Source organism: Mycobacterium sp. 852002-51613_SCH5001154 (assembly GCF_001667425.1).
GTDB lineage: Bacteria > Actinomycetota > Actinomycetes > Mycobacteriales > Mycobacteriaceae > Mycobacterium.
Genome location: NZ_LZII01000069.1, coordinates 14,048 through 37,884 on the forward strand (window position 1 = coordinate 14,048; position 23,837 = coordinate 37,884).

The 23,837-nt window shown below is 67.4% G+C and carries 24 protein-coding genes, 1 tRNA gene and 1 pseudogene; 13 read left to right on the top strand and 13 right to left on the bottom strand.

What is annotated here, in order from left to right; translation table 11 throughout:
- Positions 1 to 16: 16 nt before the first annotated feature.
- The 7 genes from A5750_RS18785 (at position 17) to A5750_RS18815 (ending at position 7,620) form a co-directional block, all read left to right on the top strand.
- Entirely contained in the window at positions 17 to 1,621 is a 1,605-nt protein-coding gene (locus A5750_RS18785; protein WP_066956521.1) for an amidohydrolase, read from the top strand.
- 50 nt (positions 1,622 to 1,671) lie between these two features.
- Positions 1,672 to 2,589 (top strand): o-succinylbenzoate synthase, encoded by a 918-nt coding sequence (locus A5750_RS18790; RefSeq protein ID WP_231989252.1) that lies wholly within the window; start codon positions 1,672 to 1,674, stop codon positions 2,587 to 2,589.
- The gene (locus A5750_RS18795; RefSeq protein ID WP_067264849.1) at positions 2,586 to 3,368 is read left to right on the top strand and encodes an alpha/beta fold hydrolase; all 783 of its coding nucleotides are present in this window, start codon (positions 2,586 to 2,588) and stop codon (positions 3,366 to 3,368) included. The genes A5750_RS18790 and A5750_RS18795 overlap by 4 nt, the downstream gene beginning before the upstream one ends.
- A 57-nt stretch (positions 3,369 to 3,425) precedes the next feature.
- A complete protein-coding gene (gene menD, locus A5750_RS18800; RefSeq protein ID WP_067264851.1) occupies positions 3,426 to 5,051 on the top strand; it encodes a 2-succinyl-5-enolpyruvyl-6-hydroxy-3-cyclohexene-1-carboxylic-acid synthase in 1,626 nt (541 codons plus the stop codon).
- Positions 5,026 to 5,592, top strand: coding sequence for a DUF3592 domain-containing protein (locus A5750_RS18805; protein ID WP_067264860.1), 567 nt, complete (start codon positions 5,026 to 5,028; stop codon positions 5,590 to 5,592). Before menD ends, A5750_RS18805 begins: the two co-directional genes overlap by 26 nt.
- A 38-nt stretch (positions 5,593 to 5,630) precedes the next feature.
- Positions 5,631 to 6,785 (top strand): glycosyltransferase family 1 protein, encoded by a 1,155-nt coding sequence (locus tag A5750_RS18810; RefSeq protein ID WP_067264863.1) that lies wholly within the window; start codon positions 5,631 to 5,633, stop codon positions 6,783 to 6,785.
- A gap of 211 nt (positions 6,786 to 6,996) precedes the next feature.
- Entirely contained in the window at positions 6,997 to 7,620 is a 624-nt protein-coding gene (locus A5750_RS18815) for an FHA domain-containing protein (RefSeq protein WP_066956540.1), read from the top strand.
- Here the strand turns inward: A5750_RS18815 and A5750_RS18820 are convergent, their stop codons facing one another.
- From A5750_RS18820 to A5750_RS25925, 3 genes are all read right to left on the bottom strand, one after another.
- A complete protein-coding gene (locus A5750_RS18820) occupies positions 7,621 to 8,382 on the bottom strand; it encodes an RNA polymerase sigma factor (RefSeq protein WP_066956543.1) in 762 nt (253 codons plus the stop codon). It abuts the gene before it with no gap.
- Positions 8,383 to 8,573: 191 nt separating this feature from the next.
- Entirely contained in the window at positions 8,574 to 8,708 is a 135-nt protein-coding gene (locus A5750_RS26540; protein WP_255396765.1) for a hypothetical protein, read from the bottom strand.
- The gene (locus tag A5750_RS25925; RefSeq protein WP_156659708.1) at positions 8,705 to 8,926 is read right to left on the bottom strand and encodes a hypothetical protein; all 222 of its coding nucleotides are present in this window, start codon (positions 8,924 to 8,926) and stop codon (positions 8,705 to 8,707) included. Before A5750_RS25925 ends, A5750_RS26540 begins: the two co-directional genes overlap by 4 nt.
- On the opposite strand from A5750_RS25925, the gene A5750_RS18825 reads away from it, so the two are divergent.
- Positions 8,919 to 9,167: a hypothetical protein gene (locus tag A5750_RS18825; RefSeq protein WP_066956545.1), complete on the top strand. Its 249-nt coding sequence runs from the start codon at positions 8,919 to 8,921 to the stop codon at positions 9,165 to 9,167. The two genes, A5750_RS25925 and A5750_RS18825, sit on opposite strands and share 8 nt — an antisense overlap.
- Positions 9,168 to 9,195: 28 nt before the next feature.
- On the opposite strand, the gene A5750_RS18830 is transcribed toward A5750_RS18825, so the two are convergent.
- Positions 9,196 to 10,020 (bottom strand): SDR family oxidoreductase, encoded by an 825-nt coding sequence (locus tag A5750_RS18830; protein WP_067264868.1) that lies wholly within the window; start codon positions 10,018 to 10,020, stop codon positions 9,196 to 9,198.
- Positions 10,021 to 10,075: 55 nt separating this feature from the next.
- Between A5750_RS18830 and A5750_RS18835 the strand changes: the two genes are divergently transcribed.
- A complete protein-coding gene (locus A5750_RS18835; protein ID WP_066956551.1) occupies positions 10,076 to 10,768 on the top strand; it encodes a demethylmenaquinone methyltransferase in 693 nt (230 codons plus the stop codon).
- Between the two features lie 7 nt (positions 10,769 to 10,775).
- On the opposite strand, the gene A5750_RS18840 is transcribed toward A5750_RS18835, so the two are convergent.
- Complete coding sequence (locus A5750_RS18840) at positions 10,776 to 11,129, bottom strand: DUF732 domain-containing protein (RefSeq protein WP_066956686.1); 354 nt, start codon at positions 11,127 to 11,129, stop codon at positions 10,776 to 10,778.
- Positions 11,130 to 11,221: 92 nt separating this feature from the next.
- Entirely contained in the window at positions 11,222 to 12,448 is a 1,227-nt protein-coding gene (gene menJ, locus A5750_RS18845) for a menaquinone reductase (RefSeq protein ID WP_156659710.1), read from the bottom strand.
- Between the two features lie 15 nt (positions 12,449 to 12,463).
- Between menJ and grcC1 the strand changes: the two genes are divergently transcribed.
- The 3 genes and pseudogenes from grcC1 to A5750_RS18860 all read left to right on the top strand — a co-directional run bounded on the left by grcC1 (position 12,464) and on the right by A5750_RS18860 (position 14,943).
- Complete coding sequence (gene grcC1, locus A5750_RS18850; protein WP_066956557.1) at positions 12,464 to 13,480, top strand: nonaprenyl/(2E,6E)-farnesyl/geranylgeranyl diphosphat synthase; 1,017 nt, start codon at positions 12,464 to 12,466, stop codon at positions 13,478 to 13,480.
- 83 nt (positions 13,481 to 13,563) lie between these two features.
- The gene (gene htpX, locus A5750_RS18855; RefSeq protein ID WP_066956560.1) at positions 13,564 to 14,418 is read left to right on the top strand and encodes a zinc metalloprotease HtpX; all 855 of its coding nucleotides are present in this window, start codon (positions 13,564 to 13,566) and stop codon (positions 14,416 to 14,418) included.
- 163 nt (positions 14,419 to 14,581) lie between these two features.
- Positions 14,582 to 14,943, top strand: a pseudogene (locus A5750_RS18860) (toxin-antitoxin system HicB family antitoxin).
- Positions 14,944 to 14,952: 9 nt separating this feature from the next.
- Here A5750_RS18860 and A5750_RS18865 read toward each other — a convergent pair.
- The 6 genes from A5750_RS18865 to A5750_RS18890 form a co-directional block, all read right to left on the bottom strand.
- Entirely contained in the window at positions 14,953 to 16,506 is a 1,554-nt protein-coding gene (locus A5750_RS18865; RefSeq protein ID WP_067264873.1) for a SulP family inorganic anion transporter, read from the bottom strand.
- Between the two features lie 245 nt (positions 16,507 to 16,751).
- Entirely contained in the window at positions 16,752 to 17,777 is a 1,026-nt protein-coding gene (locus A5750_RS18870; RefSeq protein WP_156659712.1) for an NAD(P)H-dependent glycerol-3-phosphate dehydrogenase, read from the bottom strand.
- Positions 17,778 to 17,848: 71 nt separating this feature from the next.
- On the bottom strand, positions 17,849 to 19,360 hold the full coding sequence (locus A5750_RS18875) for an NAD(P)/FAD-dependent oxidoreductase (protein WP_067264876.1): 1,512 nt from the start codon (positions 19,358 to 19,360) through the stop codon (positions 17,849 to 17,851).
- Between the two features lie 71 nt (positions 19,361 to 19,431).
- Entirely contained in the window at positions 19,432 to 20,046 is a 615-nt protein-coding gene (locus tag A5750_RS18880) for an RES family NAD+ phosphorylase (RefSeq protein WP_197505463.1), read from the bottom strand.
- Positions 20,043 to 20,549 carry a DUF2384 domain-containing protein gene (locus tag A5750_RS25930; protein WP_066956574.1) on the bottom strand — a complete coding sequence of 169 codons (507 nt, stop codon included), beginning with the start codon at positions 20,547 to 20,549 and terminating at the stop codon, positions 20,043 to 20,045. The genes A5750_RS18880 and A5750_RS25930 overlap by 4 nt, the downstream gene beginning before the upstream one ends.
- 63 nt (positions 20,550 to 20,612) lie before the next feature.
- Positions 20,613 to 21,104, bottom strand: a complete 492-nt coding sequence (locus A5750_RS18890) for a YajQ family cyclic di-GMP-binding protein (protein WP_066956577.1) — start codon at positions 21,102 to 21,104, stop codon at positions 20,613 to 20,615.
- A gap of 69 nt (positions 21,105 to 21,173) precedes the next feature.
- Here A5750_RS18890 and A5750_RS18895 point away from each other — a divergent pair.
- Positions 21,174 to 21,257, top strand: a tRNA-Tyr gene (locus tag A5750_RS18895).
- A gap of 726 nt (positions 21,258 to 21,983) precedes the next feature.
- On the opposite strand, the gene A5750_RS18900 is transcribed toward A5750_RS18895, so the two are convergent.
- A complete protein-coding gene (locus tag A5750_RS18900; protein ID WP_066956580.1) occupies positions 21,984 to 23,123 on the bottom strand; it encodes a PPE family protein in 1,140 nt (379 codons plus the stop codon).
- Between the last annotated feature and the right edge of the window lie 714 nt (positions 23,124 to 23,837).

Below are 23,837 nucleotides of genomic sequence, written 5' to 3' on the forward strand. Positions count from 1 at the left end.
ACTAGCATCCCTGCACATGGCGCAGGCAGATCTGGTCGTTACCGGAACCATCCTGACCGTCGACGACGCGCGGCCCACCGCCGAGGCGCTCGCCGTGGCCGACGGGCGCATCGTCGCCGTCGGCAGCCGCTCCGATGTGGCCATGCTGACCGGCCCCGAGACGCGGACCATCGACTTCGGCGAAGGCTGCGTCATGCCGGGATTCGTTGAGGCGCACGGCCATCCGCTGATGGAGGCCTTGGCGCTGTCGGACCGCATCGTCGACATCCGGCCGGTCACCATACGAGAAGCCGACGACGTCGTCGGCGCCGTCCGCCGTGAGGTCGCCGCCAGGGGAGCGGCCGGCGCCTACCTGAACGGCTGGGACCCGCTGCTGCAGTCCGGGTTGCCCCAGCCGACGCTGGCCTGGCTGGACGAGATTGCGCCGAACGGGCCGTTGATCATCATCCACAACTCCGGGCACAAGGCCTATTTCAATTCGCCCGCCGCACGGCGCGCCGGCCTGACCCGCGACGCCCCCGATCCCAAGGGCGCCCGGTTCGGCCGCGACGCGCACGGCGAGCTGGACGGCACGGCCGAGGAGACCGGCGCGGTGTTCCCGCTGCTGGCCGGGGCCATCGCGCCCGGCGACTATCCGGCGATGCTGCTCGCCGAATGCGCGCGGCTCAACCGCGCCGGCCTGACCACCTGCTCCGAGATGGCCTTCGACCCGGCGTTCGGGCCGGTGGTCGAGCGGCTCCGCGACCAGCTGACGGTCCGGCTGCGCACCTACGAGATCTCCAATCCGCAGATGCGCACCGACGCCACACCCGGCCAGGGCGACGACATGCTGCGCCAGGTCGGCATCAAGATCTGGGTAGACGGCTCCCCGTGGGTCGGCAACATCGCCCTGTCCTTCCCGTACCTGGATACCGACGCCACCCGCACCATCGGGGTGCCGCCCGGCTCCTGCGGCCACGCCAACTACACCCGCGAGCAGCTCAGCGAAATCGTCGGCGCCTACTTCCCGCTGGGCTGGCCGATGGCCTGCCACGTGCAGGGCGATGCCGGAGTGGACACCATCCTCGATGTCTACGAGGAGGCGCTGAAGCGCCACCCGCGCGACGACCACCGGCTGCGGCTCGAGCACGTCGGCGCCATCCGGCCCGAGCAGCTGCAGCGCGCCGCCAACCTCGGGGTCACCTGCAGCATCTTCGTCGACCAGATCCACTACTGGGGCGACATCATCGTCGACGGCCTGTTCGGCCCCGAACGCGGATCCCGTTGGATGCCAGCCGGTTCCGCGGTCGCCACCGGCATGCGCATCTCGTTGCACAACGACCCCCCGGTCACGCCCGAGGAGCCGTTGCGCAACATCAGCGTCGCGGTCACTCGGACGGCGCCCAGCGGCCGGGTGCTGGCGCCCGAGGAGCGGTTGACCGTCGAGCAGGCCATCCGCGCGCAGACCATCGACGCGGCGTGGCAGTTGTTCGCCGACGACGTGGTCGGCTCGCTGGAGGTGGGCAAGTACGCCGACCTGGTGGTGCTGTCGGCCGACCCGCGGACCGTGCCGCCCGAGGAGATCGCCGACCTGGAGGTGCGCGCGACGTTCCTGGCGGGCCGCCAGGTCTACGGCCCGTGACACCCACGCTCGACGACCTTTTGGACCGCCTGCAGGTGGTCGCGTTGCCGATGCGGGTGCGGTTCCGCGGCATCACGACCCGGGAGGTCGCGCTCATCGAGGGCCCCGCGGGCTGGGGGGAGTTCGGCGCCTTCCTGGAGTACGCGCCGCCCGAGGCCGCGCACTGGCTGGCCGCGGGCATCGAGGCCGCCTACCGCCCGCCGCCGCAGCCGCGGCGGGACCGCATCCCGATCAACGCCACCGTCCCGGCCGTCGACGCCGCCCGGGTGGGCGAGGTGCTGGCCCGGTTCCCGGGCGCCCGCACGGCCAAGGTGAAGGTCGCCGAGCCGGGCCAGACGCTGGCCGACGACGTCGAGCGGGTCAACGCCGTGCGCGAACTCGTGCCGACCGTGCGGGTGGACGCCAACGGCGGCTGGACCGTTGAGCAGGCGGTGCGGGCAGCCACCGCGCTGACCGCCGACGGCCCGCTGGAATACCTCGAACAACCATGCGCGACCGTCGACGAACTCGCCGCCCTGCGCGCGCGGATCGACGTGCCGATCGCCGCCGACGAAAGCATCCGCAAGGCGGACGACCCGCTCGCCGTGGTCCGCGCCGGCGCCGCCGACATCGCGGTGCTGAAAGTCGCCCCGCTGGGCGGCGTTGCGGCCATGCTTGCGATCGCCGCGCAGATCGACATCCCGGTCGTGGTCTCCAGCGCGATCGACTCGGCGGTCGGCATCAGTCATGGCCTGGCCGCCGCGGCGGCCCTCCCGGTGCTGCGCCACGCGTGCGGGCTCGGCACCGGCGGGCTGTTCGTAGCGGACGTGGCCGACGTTGCCGCCCCCGTCGACGGCACCCTGGCGGTCGGGCCGGTTACCCCCGACCCGGCCCGGCTGCGGGACCTCGCCGCGCCCGCGGAGCGGCGGCAATGGTGGATCGACCGGGTCAGGGCCTGCCACGCACTCCTTGTACCGTCGTCCGAGTGATCAACCTGGCTTACGACGACCGCGGCTCCGGTGAGCCGGTGGTGTTCATCAGCGGCCACGGCGGGGCCGGCCGGACCTGGCAGCCGTATCAGGTCCCCGCGTTCCTGGCGGCCGGCTACCGCGTCATCACCTTCGACAATCGGGGCATCGGCGCCACGGAGAACGCGCAGGGTTTCACGACGCAGACCATGGTGGCCGACACGGCGGCGCTGATCGAAGGACTGGATGCCGCGCCGGCCCGCATCGTGGGGATGTCGATGGGTGCGTTCATCGCCCAGGAACTCATGCTCGCGCGGCCCGAGCTCGTCAGCTCCGCGGTGTTGATGGGCACCCGGGGCCGCATGGATAAAACCCGCGAGTTCTTCCGCGACGCCGAGGCCGAGCTGGCCGACGCCGGTGTCCAGGTGCCGAGCTCGTACGAGGCGAAAATCCGCCTGCTGGAAAACTTTTCGCACAAGACGCTCAACGACGACGTCGCGGTCGCGGACTGGATCGCCATGTTCAGCATGTGGCCCGTTAAGGCCACCCCGGGAACGCGTTGCCAGCTCGACATCGCCCCGCACACCAACCGGTTGCCGGCCTACCGCAGCATCGCGACGCCGGTGCTGGTGATCGGCTTCTCCGACGACGTGTTGACGCCGCCCTACCTGGGGCGCGAGGTCGCCGACGCGCTGCCCAACGGCCGTTACGTGCAGATACCCGACGCCGGCCACCTCGGCTTCTTCGAGCGCCCCGACGCCGTCAACGAGGCCGCGCTGAAGTTCTTCGCCAGCAACTAGTTCTGGCGCCAGCTGCGCTCGGCGCCCCCGATGTGCTGGTTGTGACAGGCTGTAGGAGTGAACCCCTCGACGACACAGGCGCGCGTCGTCGTTGACGAGCTGATCCGCGGCGGCGTCCGCGACGTGGTGCTGTGCCCCGGGTCGCGCAACGCGCCGCTGGCGTTCGCGCTGCAGGATGCGGACAGTTCTGGCCGGATCCGGCTGCACGTCCGCATCGACGAGCGCACCGCCGGCTACCTGGCCATCGGCCTCGCAATCGCCGCCGGTGCCCCGGTGTGCGTTGCGATGACGTCGGGCACCGCCGTGGCCAACCTCGGGCCGGCCGTGGTGGAGGCCAACTACGCGCGGGTGCCGCTGATCGTGCTGTCGGCCAACCGGCCCTACGAAATGCTGGGCACCGGGGCCAACCAGACCATGGAGCAGCTGGGGTACTTCGGCACCCAGGTCCGCGCTGCCATCAGCCTGGGCCTGGCCGAGGACGCGCCCGAACGGCTGGACGCCCTCAACGCCACCTGGCGGTCGGCCACCTGCCGGGTGTTGACAGCCGCCACGGGATCTCGCACGGCCAACGCGGGCCCGGTGCAGTTCGACATCCCGCTGCGCGAGCCTCTGGTGCCGGACCCCGAACCGCACGGCGCCGCGATCCCGCAGGGACGGCCCGGCGGACGGCCGTGGACGTACACGCCGCCGGTCACGTTCGACCAGCCGCTGGACATCGACCTGTCGCCCGACACCGTCGTCATCGCCGGACACGGCGCGGGCCCGCACCCCAACCTGGCGGAGTTGCCGACCGTCGCCGAGCCGACGGCACCGGCCCCGGCCAACCCCCTGCACCCGCTGGCCTTGCCGCTGCTGCGTCCCAAGCAGGTGATCATGCTCGGCCGCCCGACGCTGCACCGGCCCGTCTCGGCATTGCTGGCCGATCCGAAGGTGCCGGTGTACGCGTTGACCACCGGGCCGCGCTGGCCCGACGTCTCGGGCAACTCCCAGGCGACAGGCACGCGGGCGGTGACCACCGGGACGCCGAATCCGGCGTGGCTGAAGCGCTGCGCGGAGGTCAACAGGCACGCGATCGAAGCGGTGCGCGGCCAACTCGAGGCGCACCCGCTCACCACCGGCCTGCACGTCGCCGCGGCGGTGGCCGGCGCGCTGCGCCCCGGAGACCAGTTGGTACTCGGCGCGTCCAACCCGGTCCGGGACGCGGCGCTGGTCGGCCTGGACACCCACGACATCCAGGTCCGCTCCAACCGCGGGGTCGCCGGCATCGACGGCACCGTTTCCACCGCGATCGGGGCCGCGCTCGCCTACGAGGGACGCACCGTCGCGCTGATCGGCGACCTGACGTTCGTCCACGACAGCTCCGGTCTGCTGATCGGCCCCACCGAGCCGACACCGCGCAAGCTGACCATCGTGGTCTCCAACGACAACGGCGGCGGCATCTTCGAACTGCTCGAGCAGGGCGACCCGCGGTTCTCCGACGTGTCGTCGCGAATCTTCGGAACGCCGCACGACGTCGATGTGGGCGCGCTGTGCCGTGCCTATCACGTTGAGAGCCGCCAGATCGAGGTGGACCAGCTCAGCGCGGCCCTCGACGAACCCGCGGCCGGGATGCGGGTGCTGGAGGTCAAGGCCGACCGGTCCTCGCTGCGGCAGCTGCATGCGGCCATCAAGGCGGCCCTGTGAGGGTTTCGTGAACTACCCGAAAAGGGTGCTGCACATACTGATTCACGGCCGCAGCGAGAAGCCGCCGAATACCCCGTCGAGGATTGCGTTGCGCTGGGCCCGGATTGCGGTGCTGATCGTGGCCGGCTTGGTGACATTGCAATCGGCCCTGCTCGTCGCGGGCGCCTGGCGCAACGACCTTGCGATCCAACACAATATGGGGGTGGCGCAGGCCGAGGTGCTCAGTGCCGGGCCGCGCCGCTCGACCATCGAATTCGTCACACCCGAGCGGGTCACCTACCGTCCCGAGCTCGGCGTCCTGTACCCGTCGCATCTGGCCACGGGCATGCGAATCTACGTCGAGTACAACAAGAACGACCCGAATCTGGTTCGCGTGCAGCACCGCAATGCCGGGCTGGCCATCATCCCGGCGGGGTCGATCGCGGTGGTGTGCTGGCTGGCGGCGACGGTCCTCCTGGTAGGACTGGCGCTGCTGGACAAGATGCTGGATCGTCGCGCTGGGGCTCCCGACCAGCAGATTTCGCACGACGTATGCCCGTAGGCAACCTTGTCGAAAGTCGGTGCTGAAACTGTGGTGTTGTGCGCGTTGCCATCGTCGCCGAATCGTTCCTGCCGGAAGTCAATGGTGTCAGCAACTCGGTGATCCGGGTGCTCGAGCACCTGCGCCGGAACGGTCACGAAGCCCTCGTCATCGCCCCGGACACCCCGCCCGGTGCCGCCCCGGCCGATCGCGTCTACGACGGGATCCGCGTGCATCGTGTTCCGTCGCGGATGTTTCCCAAGGTGACCACGCTGCCCCTCGGTGTGCCGATGCCCCGGATGGTGAGCGTGTTACGCGGATTCGACCCGCACGTGGTGCATTTGGCCTCTCCGGCGCTGCTGGGTTACGGCGGGGTGAAGGCGGCCCGGTGGCTGGGGGTGCCGACGGTCGCCGTGTATCAAACGGACGTACCGGGTTTCGCGGCGAGCTATGGCATTCCCATGACGACACGGGCCGCGTGGGCCTGGTTCCGCCATCTGCACAGCCTCGCCGACCGAACCTTAGCGCCGTCCAGCGTCACGATGGAATCACTTGTGGCGCATCGCTTCCCGCGAGTTCACCAGTGGGCACGCGGGGTCGACGTCCTGCGGTTCGCCCCGTCGGCGCGTGACGAGGCACTCAGACAACGATGGTCGCCGCAAGCCAAGCCGATCGTCGGCTTCGTGGGCCGGTTGGCGCCCGAGAAGCACGTCGAGCGGCTGATCCCGCTGGCGGCCCGAGACGACGTGCAACTTGTCATCGTCGGTGACGGCGTTGATCGGAGTAAGTTGCAAAAGGCAATGCCGACAGCGGTTTTCACGGGTGCGTTGTACGGCGACGAACTCGCAACGGCGTACGCCAGCATGGACGTCTTCGTGCATCCCGGCGAGCACGAAACGTTTTGCCAAGTCGTGCAGGAAGCGCTGGCGTCGGGATTGCCGGTGATCGCCCCCGACGCCGGCGGCCCACGCGATCTCGTCACGCCGTGGCGCACCGGTCTGTTACTGGGCGTCGGCGAATTCGAGGCGAGGTTGCCCGCGGCCGTCACCCATTTGATCGACGAACGCCACCGGTACGCGCTGGCCGCCCGGCGCAGCGTGCTCGGCCGCAGCTGGCCGGTCATCTGTGATGAGCTGCTCGGCCACTATGAGGCGGTGCTCTCGCCGTTTGCCCGCAGGCGGATGTTCGCCAAGCGGTACGCGCAGGGCAGCTGAGTTAGCGTTCGGCCCGGGGCCGGCACGCGCGGACGACGATTTGCTGTCGTCAGCTCGGCTGAATGTTTCTCGCGGCCGTGTGTTGGGCCTTAACATCCAAGTTTGGTGCCGGATCGGCGGGGCAAGGGCGTTGCCTTGGTCACGGGCTGCATCGACGGCTCGGCCAAGCTCTGAGTCGCAGGGGCAGAATTGGCCTGATAGGAGGGTCAGCATGGCTTCGCATTTGGAGGTGTGGAAACCGTCAGGGCGGGAGCTGATCGCGCTGAGCGGTGAACGAATGACCCTCGGCAAGTCCTTGACCAACGCGGTGTCGTTCGAGCACGACCCGACCGTGTCTCGCGTTCACGCCGTCTTGGAGAACTTCGGTCAAGCGTGGTCCGTGCGGGACCTGGGTAGCCGCAACGGCACCTTTGTCAACGGAGAAAAGATCGCTGCGGAACGGATTCTGCGGTCTGGCGACGAATTGCGGCTCGGCAGTTCACGGTTGGTCTTCTGGATGACCAGGGGCGCTGACGAAGCACCGGGCGATCAAGAAACCGAAACCGGCAAGTCCGTCCTGCGGCCACCTCGGATGACCCAGCGCGAACTCGACGTCCTCAAGGTTTTGTGTCGCCCCTTCGTATCCGACGACCCGTTTCCCGAGCCTGCATCGGTTCGTCGGATGGCCCAGGAGCTGTTCGTCACCGAAGCAGCCGTCAAGCAACATCTGCAACACCTCTACGACAAGTTCGGCATCAGCACCGAGGGAGATCGCCGGGTAAGACTGGCCAATGCGGCCATCCGGCTCGGCGCCGTCAACCGCTCCATGCTGCGAGACCGCCGTACGCAAGGGTGACTAGGAGATCTTGTCGAGCACCCCGCCGCCGAGCATGGCGACGGCATTGAGGGCACTGCGACGGTATCCGTCACATGTGGGGCACGACTCGATATGGCGGGCAATGCGCTTCCGCATCAGCACGGTGAACTCTCCGTCCCAGCCCGACAGATCCGCGGCGAGCCGGGGGCACCCGTTCCGCGGGGCGCGCCTTGCCACCAATAGCGCACCCAGCGAGCGCTCGACGGTGTCGCGCAGCCGCTGCAGGAGCTTCTTGGTGGACTCATAACTGATGCCCAGCGCTTCCGCGAGCTCGGTTCCTGTCACGCCGTGGCGGTAGGCAAGGTTCAGCACTTGCCGGTCCCGCTCGGACAATCCGCCGGCGGCCTGGTCGATCAGTTGGCGGAGCTCGTTCTGGGCCGTCAGCGTAAACGGCCCCGGACCCGTCGCCACATCGTCGGGCAGCTCGTCACAGGCGGCCTCACGGCGACGTTCGGCCAGGGTCCGCAGGGCGCGGCGACGGGCGATGGCGTACAGCCACGGCCTCAGCTTGTCCGCATCACGCAACTTCGGCAACTCTGTCGTCGCGATGCAGAAGACCTCCTGCACGCAGTCCGAGGCCGCGTGGCGGTCACGCAGCATGCCGACGCAGTAGGCGTGCAGTGGGCCTGCATAGCGGTTGTAGATCGCGGCCAGCGCGGCGCGATCGCCGGTCGCCGCGGCGCGGGCGAGGTCCGTGTCGCTGATAATGGGGTTCTTCGGCACCGTGGTCATGAAAGTCATGACTGAAATGCTCGGGGTTGCTGGTTGATTTCGTAATTACCGTGAAAGCCAGTTTCAGCTTCCGCAAGGGAAGGGTTTCCTACCTGTTTGGTAAGGGTCGGTACCTGGAGCACGCGTACGACCACCGCCCCATAACCGATGCAACGGTTATGGGGCGGTGCCGACGATTTGTGACCTGTTTGCCGAGCAGCTCACGCCTTCGTCTTGGTGTGCGCCGTGCGCGTGCCGGTGCCGTTGCCGCGGCCGCCGTGGGCGATGCGCAGCTCTTCAGCGGTCAGTGTGCGGATGCTCTGTCGGCGCAGCGCGATCTTGTCGTTGATACTCATTTGATCTTTCCTTCTCGTGCGATTTGTTGACCGGCAAGCCCGGGGTGGACCCGCTCATAGGTAGGAGCGCCGGCGACGTCGAAGGGTGACCATTTTTCGTCATGGTTGCGCGGGTTCGTCGGTGTGACGCCGTCATTCCATTCGATACCCTGATTGCAGGTAAGTGGCGAGGCGAAAGAGTTGACCCGCAACAGGAATGGAATCGATGCGATGATCACGACACGTGCTGAAGCGGCGGAATACGTCAAGGACGCCGGAGGGTTGAAGCTTGTCGTTTTCGGAGCCGACGGGCACGAGGTTGCAGCGATGTTCGTGCAAGGATCGGTGACCTACAACCCGGAGGAAGCGACCTTCATCGCCGTCGCTGAGGACGGCCACCCGGTGGGCGAGCTGCTCGTGGATGAGTCGGTCGATTATGACGAGAACATCGATGCCTTTGTCATCCGCACCGCGCGATAGTTATCGAGGCGAGCCCGGTTCTCGCTAGCTACCCCTGCGCCAGCTCCGCAACGGGCTGCCATTCCTCCCAGGTGCGCAGCCGGCTTTCGTAGTCGGCCTTGGCCGTTTCCAGCGGCGATACGCCGAAAAACACTCGCAGGGGCGGCTTTTCGGCGTCGACGACCTTCAGTAGCGCTGTGGCGGATGCCTCCGGATTGCCCGGGCTGGCCCAGCGCTTGCTGCGCTCGGCCTGCACGGCGGCGCGAACGTCGTCGTACGCCGGTAGCGGATCGGCCAGCTTGGCCGAATCTCCGGCCCAGTCGGTGTCGAAGCCACCCGGCTCGATCAACGTGACGTGCACGCCGAACGGGGCGACCTCCAGGGCCAGCGCCTGCGAGAACCCTTCCAGCGCCCACTTCGACGCGTGGTAGGCGCCGAGCAACGGGAACGCGGTGATGCCCCCGATCGATGAAACCTGGATGATGTGGCCGCTGCGCTGCTCCCGCAGGTACGGCAACGCGGCCTGGGTGATCCACAGCGCCCCAAACACGTTCGTCTCGATCTGTTCGCGTGCCTCTTGCTCGGAGAGCTCCTCGACGAACCCGAACTGGCCGTAGCCGGCGTTGTTGACCACGATGTCCAGCCGCCCGAAGTGGTCGTGCGCCTGCTTGACCGCCGCGAAGTCCGCGTCCCGATCGGTGACGTCCAACCGGATCGGCAACAGCGCGTCGCCGTACTTCTCGGCCAAGTCCTCCAGCGACGCCGTGTTGCGCGCCGTCGCGGCGACCTTATCGCCGCGCTCCAGCGCCGCGATCGCCCATGCCCGTCCGAAACCCCGCGATGTACCGGTGATAAACCAAACTTTTTCAGTCACGCAGCGGTACAACGCCGATGTCGCCACCTAATTCCCGGCAGGTAGCGTCTTCATCGTGAATCGCGCGGCGTTGGACAAGGACCCCCGAGATGTCGCTTCGATGTTCGATGGCGTCGCCCGCCGCTATGACGTGACCAACACGGTGTTGTCGTTGGGACAAGACCGCTACTGGCGGCAAGCCACCCGGTCGGCGCTGGCGATCGGGCCCGGCCAAAAGGTGTTGGACCTGGCCGCGGGCACCGCGGTATCCACCGTCGAGCTGAGGAAATCGGGGGCGTGGTGTGTGGCGGCCGATTTCTCGGTCGGCATGCTGGCAGCGGGTGCCGCGCGCAACGTGCCCAAGATCGCCGCCGACGCCACGCGGCTGCCATTCGGCGACGACGTATTCGACGCTGTCACAATCAGTTTCGGTTTGCGAAATGTCGTGGACCCCCAGGCCGCGCTGCGCGAGATGGTGCGCGTCGCCCGGCCGGGTGGGAGGTTGGTGGTGTGCGAATTCTCCACGCCCACCAACCGGGTTTTTGCCACTGTCTACAAGGAGTATCTGATGCGTGCGCTGCCGCGGGTGGCGCGCGGGGTGTCCAGCAACCCCGATGCCTACGTCTATCTCGCGGAATCGATCAGGGCGTGGCCGGACCAGGCGAGCCTGGCGCACGACATCTCACGTGCGGGATGGGCGGCGGTGCGGTGGCGCAACCTGACCGGCGGCATCGTGGCCCTACACGCGGGGTACAAGCCCCTGCGTTGAGAACGACCTAGTGGGAACCGGCGCTCTGGACGAAGCCGACCTGGTCGGGGCAGTAGTGGTCAACCGCGGCGCCGAGGAATTGGAACGCCTGGCCCTGGGTGGTGCCCCGCGGCAGGTTCCGCTGGATGAAAGTGGCGGACTTGTACGGGTCGCCGTCCACGCCCCTGCCGATCCGTTCGCACGTGATCTTGCCCAGCCATGCCAGCTGGTCCTGCGGCTGGTAGATGCCGAAGCCGTTGACGGTGTTCTTGAACGGCGCGTCTTGGTCGTTGGGCGGCGGCGGGGAGGCCAGCGCCGGAGCGGCCAACGCGATGGCGGCGGCGGCCAGGCCGCCGATAGTAGCCAGCTTCGTTCCCTTCATTAGCCGGACTATACACCGCTCGCCGGAACCGTGCGGAAAATTCTCGATGGCCGCAATCTGGTCGGAGCACCGTTTGCGCACGTCAAAGGCGTTCAGCTGAACGGCACCCGGCGATCGAGCAGCCGCGACAGCCGGCCGCCGCCCCGCCAGGCCCGCGCCACCCAGTCGGCGTCGTCGTCGGTGACCAGGTTGGCCATCACCCGCACGGCGATCGTCATCAGCCTCGGGGAGCGCATCGCGATCGGCCCCGTCGTGGGCAGGAACCGCTGGAACGTCAGCAACAGCGCCAGCCGTCTGGCGACGGAGAACCCCCGGCCGTAGTGCTCCTGCAACAGCGACGGCCACACCCGGGACAGGTCATGACAGTCCAGCAGCTCGGCGGCCAGCCGCCCGGTCTCCATCCCGTAGTCGATGCCCTCGCCGTTCAGCGGGTTCACGCAGGCCGCGGCGTCGCCGATCAGCATCCAATTGGGGCCTGCCACCCCGGACACGGCGCCGCCCATCGGCAGCAGCGCCGACGACACGGCCCGCGGCGGCCCGTCGAAGCCCCACTCGTCGCGGCGCAGGTCGGTGTAGTAGTTGATCAGCGGTCGCAGCGCCAGGTCGGCCGGCCGTTTCGACGTCGACAAAGCCCCGATGCCGATGTTCACCTCACCGTTGCCCAGCGGGAAGATCCAGCCGTAGCCGGGCAACACCGCGCCGTCGGGGGAGCGCAGTTCGAGATGCGACGTCAGCCACGGGTCGTCGGCGCGCGAAGTGGCCAGGTACCCGCGGGCCGCGACGCCATAGACCGTCTCCTGGTGCCAACGCCGGCCTAGCTTGCGGCCCAGCGAAGACCGGGCCCCGTCGGCCACGATCAACTGGCGGCAACCCACCTCCGTGCCGTCGGCCAGCGTCAGCGACACCACTCGCCTCGACGAGTCATGATGCACCGCAACGGCTTTCGTTCCCAGCATCATCCGCGCACCGGAATCTTCGGCGACCTTGCGGATCCGGTCGTCCAACTCGAACCGGGCCACCGCGCTGCCGGTCGACGGAAACGACGGGCCGGGCCAGTCGACTTCCACCTCGCCGCCGAACCCGCTCATCCGCAGGCCGCGATGCCGGATGCGGGTGTCCAGCCAGTCGCCCAGCCCGAGGCGCTCGCACTCGGCGACCGCGCGCGGGGTCAGCCCGTCACCGCACGGCTTGTCCCGCGGAAAGCTGGCGGAGTCGATGACCAGGACGTCGTTGCCCGCGCGTGCGGCCCACGCGGCGGCGGCCGAACCGGCGGGTCCGGCGCCCACGACCACCAGGTCGGCTTGGGTCTCCACGCTCACCAGTATGTTGGTCGAGTGAGTACTCCGGCGACGGTGGTGGCGGGCGTTGACTTCGGTGACCCCGCGTTCGCCGCGACGGTGCGCGGCGGCGTCGGGCGGATCGAGCAGCTCATGGACACCGAACTGCGCAGCGCCGACGAGGTGATGACCGAGTCGCTGACGCACCTATTCAAGGCCGGCGGCAAGCGATTCCGGCCGTTGTTCACGGTGCTGTCCGCCCAGATCGGGCGGGACCCCGACGCGCACGAGGTGACCATCGCCGGCGCGGTCATCGAACTGGTTCACCTGGCCACGCTCTACCACGACGACGTGATGGACGAGGCGGAGGTGCGCCGCGGTGCCCCCACCGCGAACGTCCGCTGGGGGAACAACGTCGCGATCTTGGCCGGGGACTACCTGTTTGCCACGGCGTCGCGGTTGGTGTCGCGGCTGGGGCCCGAGGCGGTGCGCCTGATCGCCGAGACGTTCGCCCAGCTGGTGACGGGGCAGATGCGCGAGACGCGCGGCCTGACGGGCCCGTCCGAAGGGGCCGACCCGATCGAGCACTACTTGAAGGTGGTCTACGAGAAGACCGCTTGCCTGATCGCCGCGGCGGGCCGGTTCGGCGCCATGTTCTCGGGCGCTGAGGCCGAGCAGGTCGAGCGGCTCAGCCGGCTCGGCGGCATCGTGGGCACGGCCTTCCAGATCTCCGACGACATCATCGACATCGACAGCGACTCGCACGAGTCCGGCAAGCTACCGGGCACCGACGTCCGCGAGGGTGTGCACACCCTGCCGATGGTCTACGCGCTGCGCGAACCCGGGCCCGACGCGGCGCGGTTGCGTGAGCTGCTGGCCGGGCCCATCGAGGACGACGATGCGGTGGCCGAGGCGCTGGCGCTGTTACGGGCGTCCCCGGGGATGGCCAAGGCGAAGCACACCTTGGCGGAATACGCGGCCCAAGCGCGCGACGAGCTGGCCCTTTTGCCCGACGTTCCCGGCCGGCACGCGCTGCAGACGCTGGTCGAATACACCATCAGCCGGCACGGATAGCGCGTCCAGGAACCCCAGAGGTCTCCTCGGGCGTTCAATTGACAACAGTCAAGCAATGAACGGGCTCTCGTAGGAGGACACCGATGACCTGGCATCCGCATGCCAATTGGCTGAAGACCTTCGCCCTGTTGGTCGGCATGTCCACGTTGATCGTGTTTGTCGGCTCGCTGTTCGGCCGGACGGCGATGTGGCTGGCGGTGCTGTTCGCCATCGGCATGAACGCCTACACGTACTTCAACAGCGACAAGCTGGCGCTGCGGGCGATGCACGCGCAACCGGTTTCCGAGCTGCAGGCGCCGGTGATGTACCGGATCGTGCGCGAGCTGGCCACGGCCGCGCACCAGCCGATGCCCCGCCTGTACATCAGCGACACCAACGCGCCCAACGCGTTCGCGACCGGACGCAACCCGCGCAACGCCGCCGTCTGCTGCACCACCGGCATTCTGGACATCCTCAATGAGCGTGAACTGCGCGCGGTGCTCGGACACGAGCTGTCCCACGTCTACAACCGCGACATCCTCATCTCATGCATCGCCGGCGCGATGGCGTCGGTGATCACCGCCCTGTCCTACATGGCGATGTTCTTCGGCGGCGGAAACCGGGAGGGTGGTAATCCCTTTGCGATGCTGCTGGTTTCGTTGCTGGGTCCGATCGCCGCCACCGTGGTGCGGCTGGCGGTGTCCCGCTCGCGCGAGTACCAGGCGGACGAATCGGGCGCGGTGTTGACGGGCGACCCGCTGGCTTTGGCGTCTGCGCTGCGCAAGATCTCGGGTGGTGTCCAGGTCGCCCCGCTTCCGCCGGAGCCGCAGCTGGCCAGCCAGGCGCACTTGATGATCGCGAACCCGTTCCGCGCGGGCGAGCGCATCGGGTCGCTGTTCTCGACGCACCCGCCGATCGAGGACCGCATCCGGCGCCTGGAGGCGATGGCGCGGGGCTAGATATGGCCCGCACTATGAGCGCTCTCCGCAAGGATGTGTGCGCTGCCGTTTTTGATAGCGCCCGCGCTATCAAATTCGGTGAGAGCCATATGGTCCGAACAGCCGCGCGTCCCTGGGGATGAGTGACTCCCGGTTTGATAGCACCCGTGCTATCAAATCCGGCGTGAACCGCTACACCTACCGCGCTCAGTGGTTGCGCGACTACGACGAGTACCTGGGCGTATCGAATTCCCCTACATGAGGCGCGAAGCGCCGACCGCGCCGCAGGCTGTGGCCGCCGTGAAGGAGCATGTGGAGGCCGTGAAGGAGCATGTGGAGGGCCTGCGCGCCACCGGAGAGCAAGTCCCCACACCGCTTTCCGAACGACGCTACAGCGGGAAAATCCTCGTCAGAACGTCGCCGCAGCTGCATGCCCGCCTGGCGCTGGAAGCCATCGAGCAGGGGGTGCCGATGAACCAGTGGATCGTCCAGAAGCTCAGCGGGAGGGCGCCCAGCAGCACCTTCGGGCTCTCCGGGTGGGATTAAGCACGCCACTCAGGCTGCGGCCTCGGGCCTTTCGGGTCCGATGGCCTCACTTGCATCCTTGCGAGCGGAATGGCCCGTCTCGAGCCTTCCCCGGATGCGCACCATGCCGCCGTTGGCCTCATGCTGGTGCTGCCAGTCGCTGATCGCCTGGTGCGCAGCGTGATCCAGGTAGTGCACCGAAACCTCCACGGTGACAACGCATCCGGCGGGTATGGACGCCAGCACCCGCGTCAGCCGCGGGAGCGCCAGGAACGTGCAGGCCGCACCCTCGATGAGCACCTGCCACTCGCCGTCGACGGGCTTGGCGTCGACCTTGGCCCGGATCACCCGCCAACCGGTCAACGCGATGGCCAACGCGAGCCCGATCAGGACGCCGTGCAGCAGATTGAGGAAGACGACGCTGACGGCGGTCACGACGTACACGGCGAGATCGCCATGCTTCATCGCGGTTTCGATGTGTGCCGGCTTGAGCAGCTGAATGCCGATGACGATGAGCAGACCGGCAAGTGCGGCGGTGGGGATCTCGTCGACCAGCCCGGCGAACGGGATGGTGAACAACAAGATCCATACGCCATGCATGAAGGCCGAGGCGCGCGATTTGGCACCCGCGTTGACATTGGTGGAGCTGCGGACGATGACACCGGTGACCGGCAGCCCGCCGATGGTCCCCGACACGATGTTGGCGGCGCCTTGTCCCACCAGCTCGCGGTCGAAATCGGTGCGTGGCCCGTTGTGCATGCGGTCGACCGACACGGCCGACAGCAGGCTCTCGACGCTGGCGATGAGCGCGACGGTGATCACCCCGATCGCAACCGCGCCCCAGTTGCCGTGCGGAATGTCGGGCAGCTGCAATGCGTCCAGCGGCGAGCCCTCGAGGTCGATCCGCCGCACGTGGAACGGAAAGACGACCGACATCACCGTCACGGCCACGATCGCGACCAACGGCCCCGGAATGCGGCGCACCTTGGCCGGAACCCACCGCCAGGCCACCAGGATGACGATCACCAGTACGCCCAGGATCACCCCGGGCCGGTGCGCGCTGATGATCTGGCCCGGCAGGCCGATGAGGTTGTGCCAGGCCGTGCTCTTGGACTTTCCGCCGAGCAACACGTGCGCCTGCTGCAGCGCGATCGTGATGCCGATGCCGGCCAGCATGGCGTGCACGACCACCGGTGAGATCGCCAGGGCCGCCCGTGCGACGCGGCTGAGCCCCAACAGTACCTGCAGGGCGCCCGCGGCGACGGTGATCAAACACGTTACACCCCAACCGAAGTCGGATACGAGGTCGGCGACGACGACGGTCAGGCCCGCCGCGGGGCCGCTGACTTGCAGCGGTGATCCGCCGATGGCGCCGACCACGATGCCGCCGACGATCGCGGCGATGAGGCCGGCGAGCACCGGGGCGTTGGAAGCGATCGCGATGCCCAAGGACAAGGGGAGTGCGACCAGGAAAACCACGAGTGACGAAGGAAGGTCGTGGCGGATGATCGATCGCACTCGATCTTTGCGTGAGTCCTTGGCCTGGTCGGGAGGTTGATTGCCGAGCTGTTCGATGTTTTGCATCGGTCTCGTCCCTCGTTAGGAGTTAGCGGGGGAACTTCCGATATCCGCCCCATATAGCGTTGTATTACGTCGGCGTAACACCTTGGCGCACAAACGGTTACAACCCGGCCGGATCTGCAGGATCATGGCCGGGAACCCCTGGCTGCGTTAGTGACGGTATTTTGCTGGCAAACCCGGGGTCAAGCGGACGAGCCAACCCCATATGGAACGCAAAGATTTAAATTCCGCATCATCGGACGGACATCTCAGAACCCCGAACCGTGCACCTCGTGGCCGGGTACCTCGGCGATCAGACCCCGGTAGGCCTCCTCGACGCTCGACCCATGGTTGATCACCGCGTCGACTTCGCGGGCGATCGGCATGTTCAGTCCGAACTCGTTGGCGAACTCCATGATCACGCTGGCGGCCTTGACGCCCTCGGCGACCTGGTTCATCGAGGAGATGATCTCGTCGATCGGCTTGCCGGCGCCCAGTTGTTCGCCGACGTGACGGTTGCGGCTGCGCTGGCTGGTGCAGGTCACGATGAGGTCGCCCAGGCCGGCCAGGCCGGGGAAGGTCTCGGGATTGCCGCCCAGGGCGACGCCGAGCTTGGTCATCTCGCGCAGCGCGCGGGCGATCACCAGCGCGCGGGTGTTTTCCCCGATGCCCAGGGAGTAGCCCATCCCGACCGATATCGCGTAGACGTTCTTCAGCGCCCCGGCCATCTCGACGCCGATCACGTCGTCGGTGGTGTACACCCGGAAACGCCGGGTGCGGAACAGCCCGGACAGCCGGGTCGCCAGATGCTGGTCGGGCATGGCCAGCACCGCCGCGGCGGCGTAGCCCTCGCCGACCTCGCGCGCGATGTTCGGCCCAGCCAGGATGCCCGCGGGATGGCCGGGCAGGACCTCCTCGATGATCTGCGACATCCGCATGTTGGTGCCCTGCTCGAGGCCCTTGACCAATGACACCACCGGCACCCACGGCCGCAGTTCCTTGGCCAGTTCGGCCAGCACGCCGCGGAAGCCGTGGGAGGGCACGCCCATCACCACGACGTCGGCGGAGTTCGCCGCCTCGGCGAAGTCGGTGGTGGCGCGCAGGGTGTCGCTCAACACCACGTCGTTGCCGAGATAGCGGCTGTTGCGGTGCTTCTCGTTGATGTCGCTTGCGGTCTCCTCCGAGCGGACCCATTGCAGCGTCGGGCCGCGGCGCGCACAGATGGACGCCACCGTGGTTCCCCAGGAACCGCCACCAAGGACAACGACTTTGGGTTCGCGCTTCTCAGCTGCCATGGCGATCAGCGTATTGCCGACACCTCGCATTTAGTAGCAGTTCACGAACTTCGGTCGGCGTCGGTCAAGCCTCACCCGGCCAGGGGTGCCCGGTCGGATGCCCGGCCGAAGACCATCGCTTCCTCGATGCGGTCGAAGCGGTAGTCGATGGCGTCGGCGAGGTAATTCTGCCGCACGTTCCAGGGCCGCTTGGTTCCCGATTTCGGCAGCGCGTGCACCGACCGCAGCACGTAGCCGGCGTTGATGTCCCACGACGGCTTCTCGGTCATCGGCTCGTTGCCGCGATGCGGGTAGGCGTGGGTGTAGCCGTGAGAGGTCATGTGCGCCAGCAACTTTGCCGTGGCCCGGGCGGTGATATCGGCGCGCAGCGTCCATGATGCGTTGGTGTAGCCGACGCACCAGAACAGGTTCGGCACGTCCTCGAGCATGTGGGCCTTGTAAACGAAGCGGTCGTTGGTCTTGATCTCGTTGCCGTCCAGGCTGATCGCGGTCCCGCCCAAGGCCTGCAGCTGCAGGCCGGTGGCGGTGACGATGATGTCGGCGTCGAGGTGCCCGCCGGATTTCAGCGCGATGCCGGTCGCGTCGAAATGGTCGATGTGATCGGTGACCACGTCGGCGCGGCCGGTGGCGATGGCGTTGTACAGGTCGGCGTCGGGGATCAGGCACATCCGTTGGTCCCACGGGTTGTAGCGCGGCTTGAAGTGGGTGTCGACGTCATAGCCGGCGGGCAGGCTGCTGATCGCCTTGCGGCGCAGCAGCCATCGCACCAGCCCGGGCGCCTTGCGCGACAGGGCGAAGAACACCGCTTCGGTGAGTGCGCTGTACATCCGGACCACGAGATGGGCCAGCCCGCGGGGCAACACTTTCCGCGCGACGGCGGCGACCGTGCCGTACTTCGACGCCGAGATGAGATAGGTGGGTGAGCGTTGCAGCATGGTCACTTTGGCGGCCCGGTCCGACAGCGAGGGCAGCAGCGTGACAGCGGTGGCCCCGCTGCCGATCACCACAACCTTCTTGCCGGTGTAGTCCAGGTCTTCCGGCCAGTGCTGGGGATGCACCACGACGCCGCCGAAGGTTTCGATGGCGGGGAACTCAGGGGTGTACCCCTCGTCGTAGTTGTAGTAGCCGCTGCCGAAGAACAGAAATCGGCCGCGGTACAGCTTCCGCGCGCCGTCCTGCTCGACGGTGACCGTCCAGGTGTCGGTGGACGAATCCCAGTCGGCCGAGCGGACGTAACTGTTGAACCGAATGTGTCGATCGATGCCGTACTTGTGCGCGGTGGCGGCCAGGTACTCGCGGATGTGAACACCGTCGGCCACGCCTTCTCTTCGCGTCCATGGCTCGAAGGGGAAGGAGAGCGTGAAAATGCTGCTGTCCGAGCGCACCCCGGGGTAGCGGAACAGGTCCCACGTGCCGCCGATCTGTGCGCGCCGCTCCAGGATGGTGTAGGTCAGCTGGGGGTTGCGCTCGCTGATTCGGTAAGCCGCGTCGATGCCGGAGATGCCGGCGCCGACGATGATGACGTCGGAGTAGTCGGCCTCGGTCGGTGTCTGGCCGTCGGCTTCCTGGGGAGTCACGGTCATCGTGAACCTCACTCACTTTGTGGGACTGGTCACTAGAGTAGGCACCCAGCGGTTGGCCGGGCCAGTGATCGTCATAACGGCTCCATCAGCACGTCGACGTGCAGCGGCGCGCACCGGTCGATCAGCCAGATCTGGTCGGCGGGGCTGGCGAAGATGCGCGCGTGGGACGGGTCCTGAGCGAAGGCGTTCCCGCACCTGTCGCCGAAGAAGACGTAGGCCTTGGTGTCGTTGCATTGCCGCGACATCCACACCAGCCCGTCCAGCCCGGCACTGTGCGCGGCTTCGGCCCAGCGCATCGTGGTGTCGTAGCTCGACGCCGGGCTCGCCGTGAGCTCGCCGGCGGTGACCTTGAGGCGTCGCAGCCCGGTGCCGTGCAGCACGCCCAGGCGCACGGGCCGGGTCACCTCCAGCCGGACGAGCACTTTGTCCGCGTATTGGTCGTAGGGGAGCAGGCCGCCCTCGACGGGAATGTCGTGCAGCAGCGTCTCGGCGATGGCCGCGTCCTCGGTGTCGGCCGCGTACATGATCGGCACGACCGGGTCGCCGAAGAAACCGAAGCGGGTGCGCGCGCCGATGCCGGGGTTGAAGTCGGTGGCGGTGCGCGTCGCCGACAGCACGCGGTAGAGCGGGTGTCCCGCCGGCAGGGTGGCCGTGGCCGGGTCGAACGGGTCCGGGGGTCGCCTCACCACGAGACGGCCAGGGCCTCCGCAGCGACCGCAACGACGCGATCCGGATCGGTGGCGAGGCGGTCCACGGGCCGCTTCCCGTCCAGGTAGGTGGTGGGCGAGCACAGCCACTGCACCAGCCCGGCCTCCGAGAAGCCGTTGTCCTCCGCGATCTCGCGCAGCCGGGCGATGACCGCCAGCGGTTTCCCGTCCGGGCCGAACTGGAACCCGGGGTACGCGAGGTAATTGCCGCGCCGCACGGCTACCAGCGCCTTGTTGCGGTGGGCGGTGGTGGCCAGGTTGCGCGGTGCGCTCGACCGCGAGCCCATCCGCTTACCGGCGTCGGTGCTGCTCAGCATCCCGAACTCGGCCTCGATGCGGCCGTACAGGTTCTGCTCGGCCTGCACCGCCCGCGCCACCGCGGGTTCGGTATAGACGGCGACCGACGACAGCGCGACGCCCACCGCGCGCGCGCTTTCGCGGAGGCGCTCGTGCGCGGTGGCCAGCTCGGCGACGGTGGTCATGGGGATCGCTCCAACGTTCGGTTCGTGCAGTTCATTCTACTGCACGAACCGAACGCACGGGAGCTACCGGTAGTTGACGAACTGCAGCGCGACGTCGAGGTCGGCCTGCTTGAGCATCGAGATGACGGCTTGCAGGTCGTCGCGCTTTTTGCTGCTGACCCGGATCTCGTCGCCCTGGATCTGCGTCTTGACGCCCTTGGGCCCGTCGTCGCGGATCAACTTGGTGATCTTTTTGGCGTGCTCGCTGTCGATGCCCTGCTTGAGGGTGCCGCTGACCTTGTAAGTCTTTCCCGACGCCTGCGGTTCGCCGGCGTCGAAGGCCTTCATCGAGATGTCGCGGCGGATCAGCTTCTCCTTGAAGACGTCGACGGCCGCCTTGACGCGTTCCTCGGTGGACGACGTCAGCTCGATAGCCTCGTCGCCCTTCCACGCGATGGTGGTGTCGGTGCCGCGGAAGTCGAAGCGGGTGGCCAGCTCCTTGGCTGCCTGGTTGAGTGCGTTGTCGACCTCTTGGCGCTCGACTTTGCTGACAATGTCGAACGATGAGTCCGCCATTCGATCCGTCCCTTCATCCGGTGATGGCCGTTTGTGCTTTGTCTACCCCCTCGTTGTAACCTGTCTGGCGGCAGGTTGCCCGAGCGGCCAATGGGAGCGGACTGTAAATCCGTCGCGAAAGCTTCACAGGTTCGAATCCTGTACCTGCCACCAACGTTCGTGAGAGAACTAGTTTGTCCCGCCTACGGCCGGCTTAGATGCAGGCTGAGTAGGCACTAGCTGGTGGGCGTCGCCGGGGGCAAGCACTCCGTCCACCCGGCGCGCTAGTCGGACAACATTGCCGACTCGACGGCGGCGGTGCGCCCCAACGGGGGACAGGGCTATGCGGGAAGAACTGAAATCCGGGTGGCGGAATTTCGGACCCAGAAATCACCCACAGATTTGGCCCAGCTGCCCGTCAATGGGGCTCGCGCCCTCGCAATCGCCTAGTTGGTATCTGCGCACGGGGTTATCGTGCGGGAGGTTGTCGATGCAAGCCTGACGGGCGGCGGCACCGGAGATGCCGGCACAGGGATTGTCGGCTCGTGCCGGTGCTGCTGGAATGCAGATGAGCCCCAATGCTACGGCTGTTGCCGCCGCCACGCCTATTACCACCGTTCTCATTGGTTCGTCCTTTCCCGACCCCCGATGGCCACTGATTATCGGATAGATCGGGGTGGACGGCGACTCGAGCGACACGTGGTAGGCGCCTACAACCCATCCAGCAAATTAGTTGATCAATCAGGCGACGAGAACTGCATGGATAGGCACATTGTTGACACGCCTAACCGCTGTCCTCGAACCTTGCTTGGCTCAATTGAATGCATTGCAGCACAACGTATTTGGGCGGGATAGGACGACACATGTGCACGGGCGAACCCGGCGTGGTGCGCCTTTGTCTCATCCGCCTGACGGGGGTCGGCGCATGATGTGGCCGAAGATGGGCGGTCCGTAGCCCTTCTCGTCGGGCTTGTCCCGCTGGGCTTTACGCGCCCCCGGCGGCATCGGTGGGATGAACATCGGGGTGAGAGGCGCGCCCTCGGCCGTCGTTGCCATCAATGGGCCCTGTGCGGCGGACAGCTGGATCGGAGAGGTGACCGCCGAAGGCGGGACCACGAGATTGCCAACGTACATGCCCTTGCCCAGAGAAGCGGTGGCGGAACTCTCGATTGCGCCGGCCGTACTGGCCGTAGCGGCTGGCGGGGCATAGATATTGGGGGCCCCGCCCACAGCCTCGGGACCGGTGATGTTGTAGGCGATGGCCAGGTTGCGGGGCGTCGCGGACAGGACGTCTGGGAACTGACCGGGGAAGTAATCGTGGCCGCTCGTAATCAAGCCTATGAAGGACTGGGGGTTGCCGATACCGCTGCTGACCAGGTTTTGCAGATAACCGTTGACGGTCTGAACGAACGGATTGGCGAAGAATTGCGTCGGGTCGACTGCTGCCGGGGCTAGCGGGGCGCCTACCACCGGCGCGGCCGCTGCCGCCCTGCTCACTGCAGCCGTTTGAACGGTACTGGCGGTCGGAGCGGTCATCGGGGACGGCGGGTTGAACGTCGGCATCGCCATGGTCTGGAGGCTGCTGGCCTGATAGCCGAGCATGGCGGTCGTGTTACCCGCCCACATCTGCAGGTACTGGGCCTCGTTTGCAGCGATGGCGGGAAAGTTGATGCCGAAAACGTTGGTCGCGATCAGATGGGCCAGCTGCGCGCGGTTGGCGGCGACCACGCTGGGATGCACCACAGCCGCCTGGGTGGCGGCGAACGAGCTGGCCATCGTGTCAGCCGCCATCGACATATGAGCGGCCTGGAGCGAGGTGGTTTGCAGCCAGGCGACGTAGGGCAGGGTGGATGCGGTCATCGCCGTCGCTGACGGCCCCTGCCAGGGAATCTCCGCCACGACGGAGGCGTAGCCGGCGGCGGTCTGTCCCAGCTCGATTGCCAGCTGGCGCCAGGCGTCGGCGGCGGTGAGCCATGATCCGGGCCCCGGCCCTGAATGAATCAGTGCCGATGTGATCTCGGGAGGAGCCCAGAAGTCCATCGCCGACCCCCCGTCAGAGCTTGGAGTCGATAATCCTGAAGCCGCGCATGCGGGCCTGCGCGGCCAAGCGTCCGCCGAGGGACCGATTCTCACTCCCCACGCGTTGTCCCTTTCGGTGACGTTCCTGTCCGGTACGTGGCCCGATTCGTCGATTGACAGCGTATGCGCCCGCGGGGTTGCTCACTCCGGGAATCGTGAGATCCATTTGGTCAGCTCGCCGCGCCTCTCGATTCGCCACTCGCGCGGAAAGCCGGGGCAGTGCGCTCTGATTCCGACTTCGGACCTCCCCACGAAGCGCGTATTGGATGCCCGCGCGGGGGCAGGCCGCCCGAGTCGTGATTGGCCGAAAACTCCTGCCTGGGATGTGACAGTTGACGGCAAGAGGCGCGGTCCCTGGCACACGAAAAGGCCTCAGTGTTGAACGCATCTCCCCCCCGTTCGTCAGCGCCCTTCCCGTTACAGCGTTCTCAACGCACCGGGGGCGCCCCCGGCTGTGATCCTCTCCGCTGAGCCACGCGCTGCGGTGTGCGGCGGAGACTTTCGAATCCAGGCATTGCGACAAACTTGCCCCAGTTGTCCGTAGTCGGGGCTGGCCTGGCAATTGCCCATTCGGGGCCCGTGCATGGGGTCATCGGTCGAGGAGCTGTCGGTGCAAGCCTGGTAGGCCGTGGGATCGGTGATGCCGGCACAGGGGTCGTCGGCGCGCGCTTGTGC

What these genes read in the sequence shown, in the direction of transcription:
- A5750_RS18785 (WP_066956521.1), top strand. Translation starts at nt 17, where the DNA reads ATGGCGCAGGCAGATCTGGTCGTTACCGGAACCATCCTGACCGTCGAC.
- A5750_RS18790 (WP_231989252.1), top strand. Translation starts at nt 1,672, where the DNA reads ATGCGGGTGCGGTTCCGCGGCATCACGACCCGGGAGGTCGCGCTCATC.
- A5750_RS18805 (WP_067264860.1), top strand. Translation starts at nt 5,026, where the DNA reads ATGCGGCCATCAAGGCGGCCCTGTGAGGGTTTCGTGAACTACCCGAAA.
- A5750_RS18815 (WP_066956540.1), top strand. Translation starts at nt 6,997, where the DNA reads ATGGCTTCGCATTTGGAGGTGTGGAAACCGTCAGGGCGGGAGCTGATC.
- A5750_RS18820 (WP_066956543.1), bottom strand. Translation starts at nt 8,382, where the DNA reads ATGACTTTCATGACCACGGTGCCGAAGAACCCCATTATCAGCGACACG.
- A5750_RS26540 (WP_255396765.1), bottom strand. Translation starts at nt 8,708, where the DNA reads ATGAGTATCAACGACAAGATCGCGCTGCGCCGACAGAGCATCCGCACA.
- A5750_RS18825 (WP_066956545.1), top strand. Translation starts at nt 8,919, where the DNA reads ATGATCACGACACGTGCTGAAGCGGCGGAATACGTCAAGGACGCCGGA.
- A5750_RS18840 (WP_066956686.1), bottom strand. Translation starts at nt 11,129, where the DNA reads ATGAAGGGAACGAAGCTGGCTACTATCGGCGGCCTGGCCGCCGCCGCC.
- htpX (WP_066956560.1), top strand. Translation starts at nt 13,564, where the DNA reads ATGACCTGGCATCCGCATGCCAATTGGCTGAAGACCTTCGCCCTGTTG.
- A5750_RS18865 (WP_067264873.1), bottom strand. Translation starts at nt 16,506, where the DNA reads ATGCAAAACATCGAACAGCTCGGCAATCAACCTCCCGACCAGGCCAAG.
- A5750_RS18870 (WP_156659712.1), bottom strand. Translation starts at nt 17,777, where the DNA reads ATGGCAGCTGAGAAGCGCGAACCCAAAGTCGTTGTCCTTGGTGGCGGT.
- A5750_RS18875 (WP_067264876.1), bottom strand. Translation starts at nt 19,360, where the DNA reads ATGACCGTGACTCCCCAGGAAGCCGACGGCCAGACACCGACCGAGGCC.
- A5750_RS25930 (WP_066956574.1), bottom strand. Translation starts at nt 20,549, where the DNA reads ATGACCACCGTCGCCGAGCTGGCCACCGCGCACGAGCGCCTCCGCGAA.
- A5750_RS18890 (WP_066956577.1), bottom strand. Translation starts at nt 21,104, where the DNA reads ATGGCGGACTCATCGTTCGACATTGTCAGCAAAGTCGAGCGCCAAGAG.
- A5750_RS18900 (WP_066956580.1), bottom strand. Translation starts at nt 23,123, where the DNA reads ATGGACTTCTGGGCTCCTCCCGAGATCACATCGGCACTGATTCATTCA.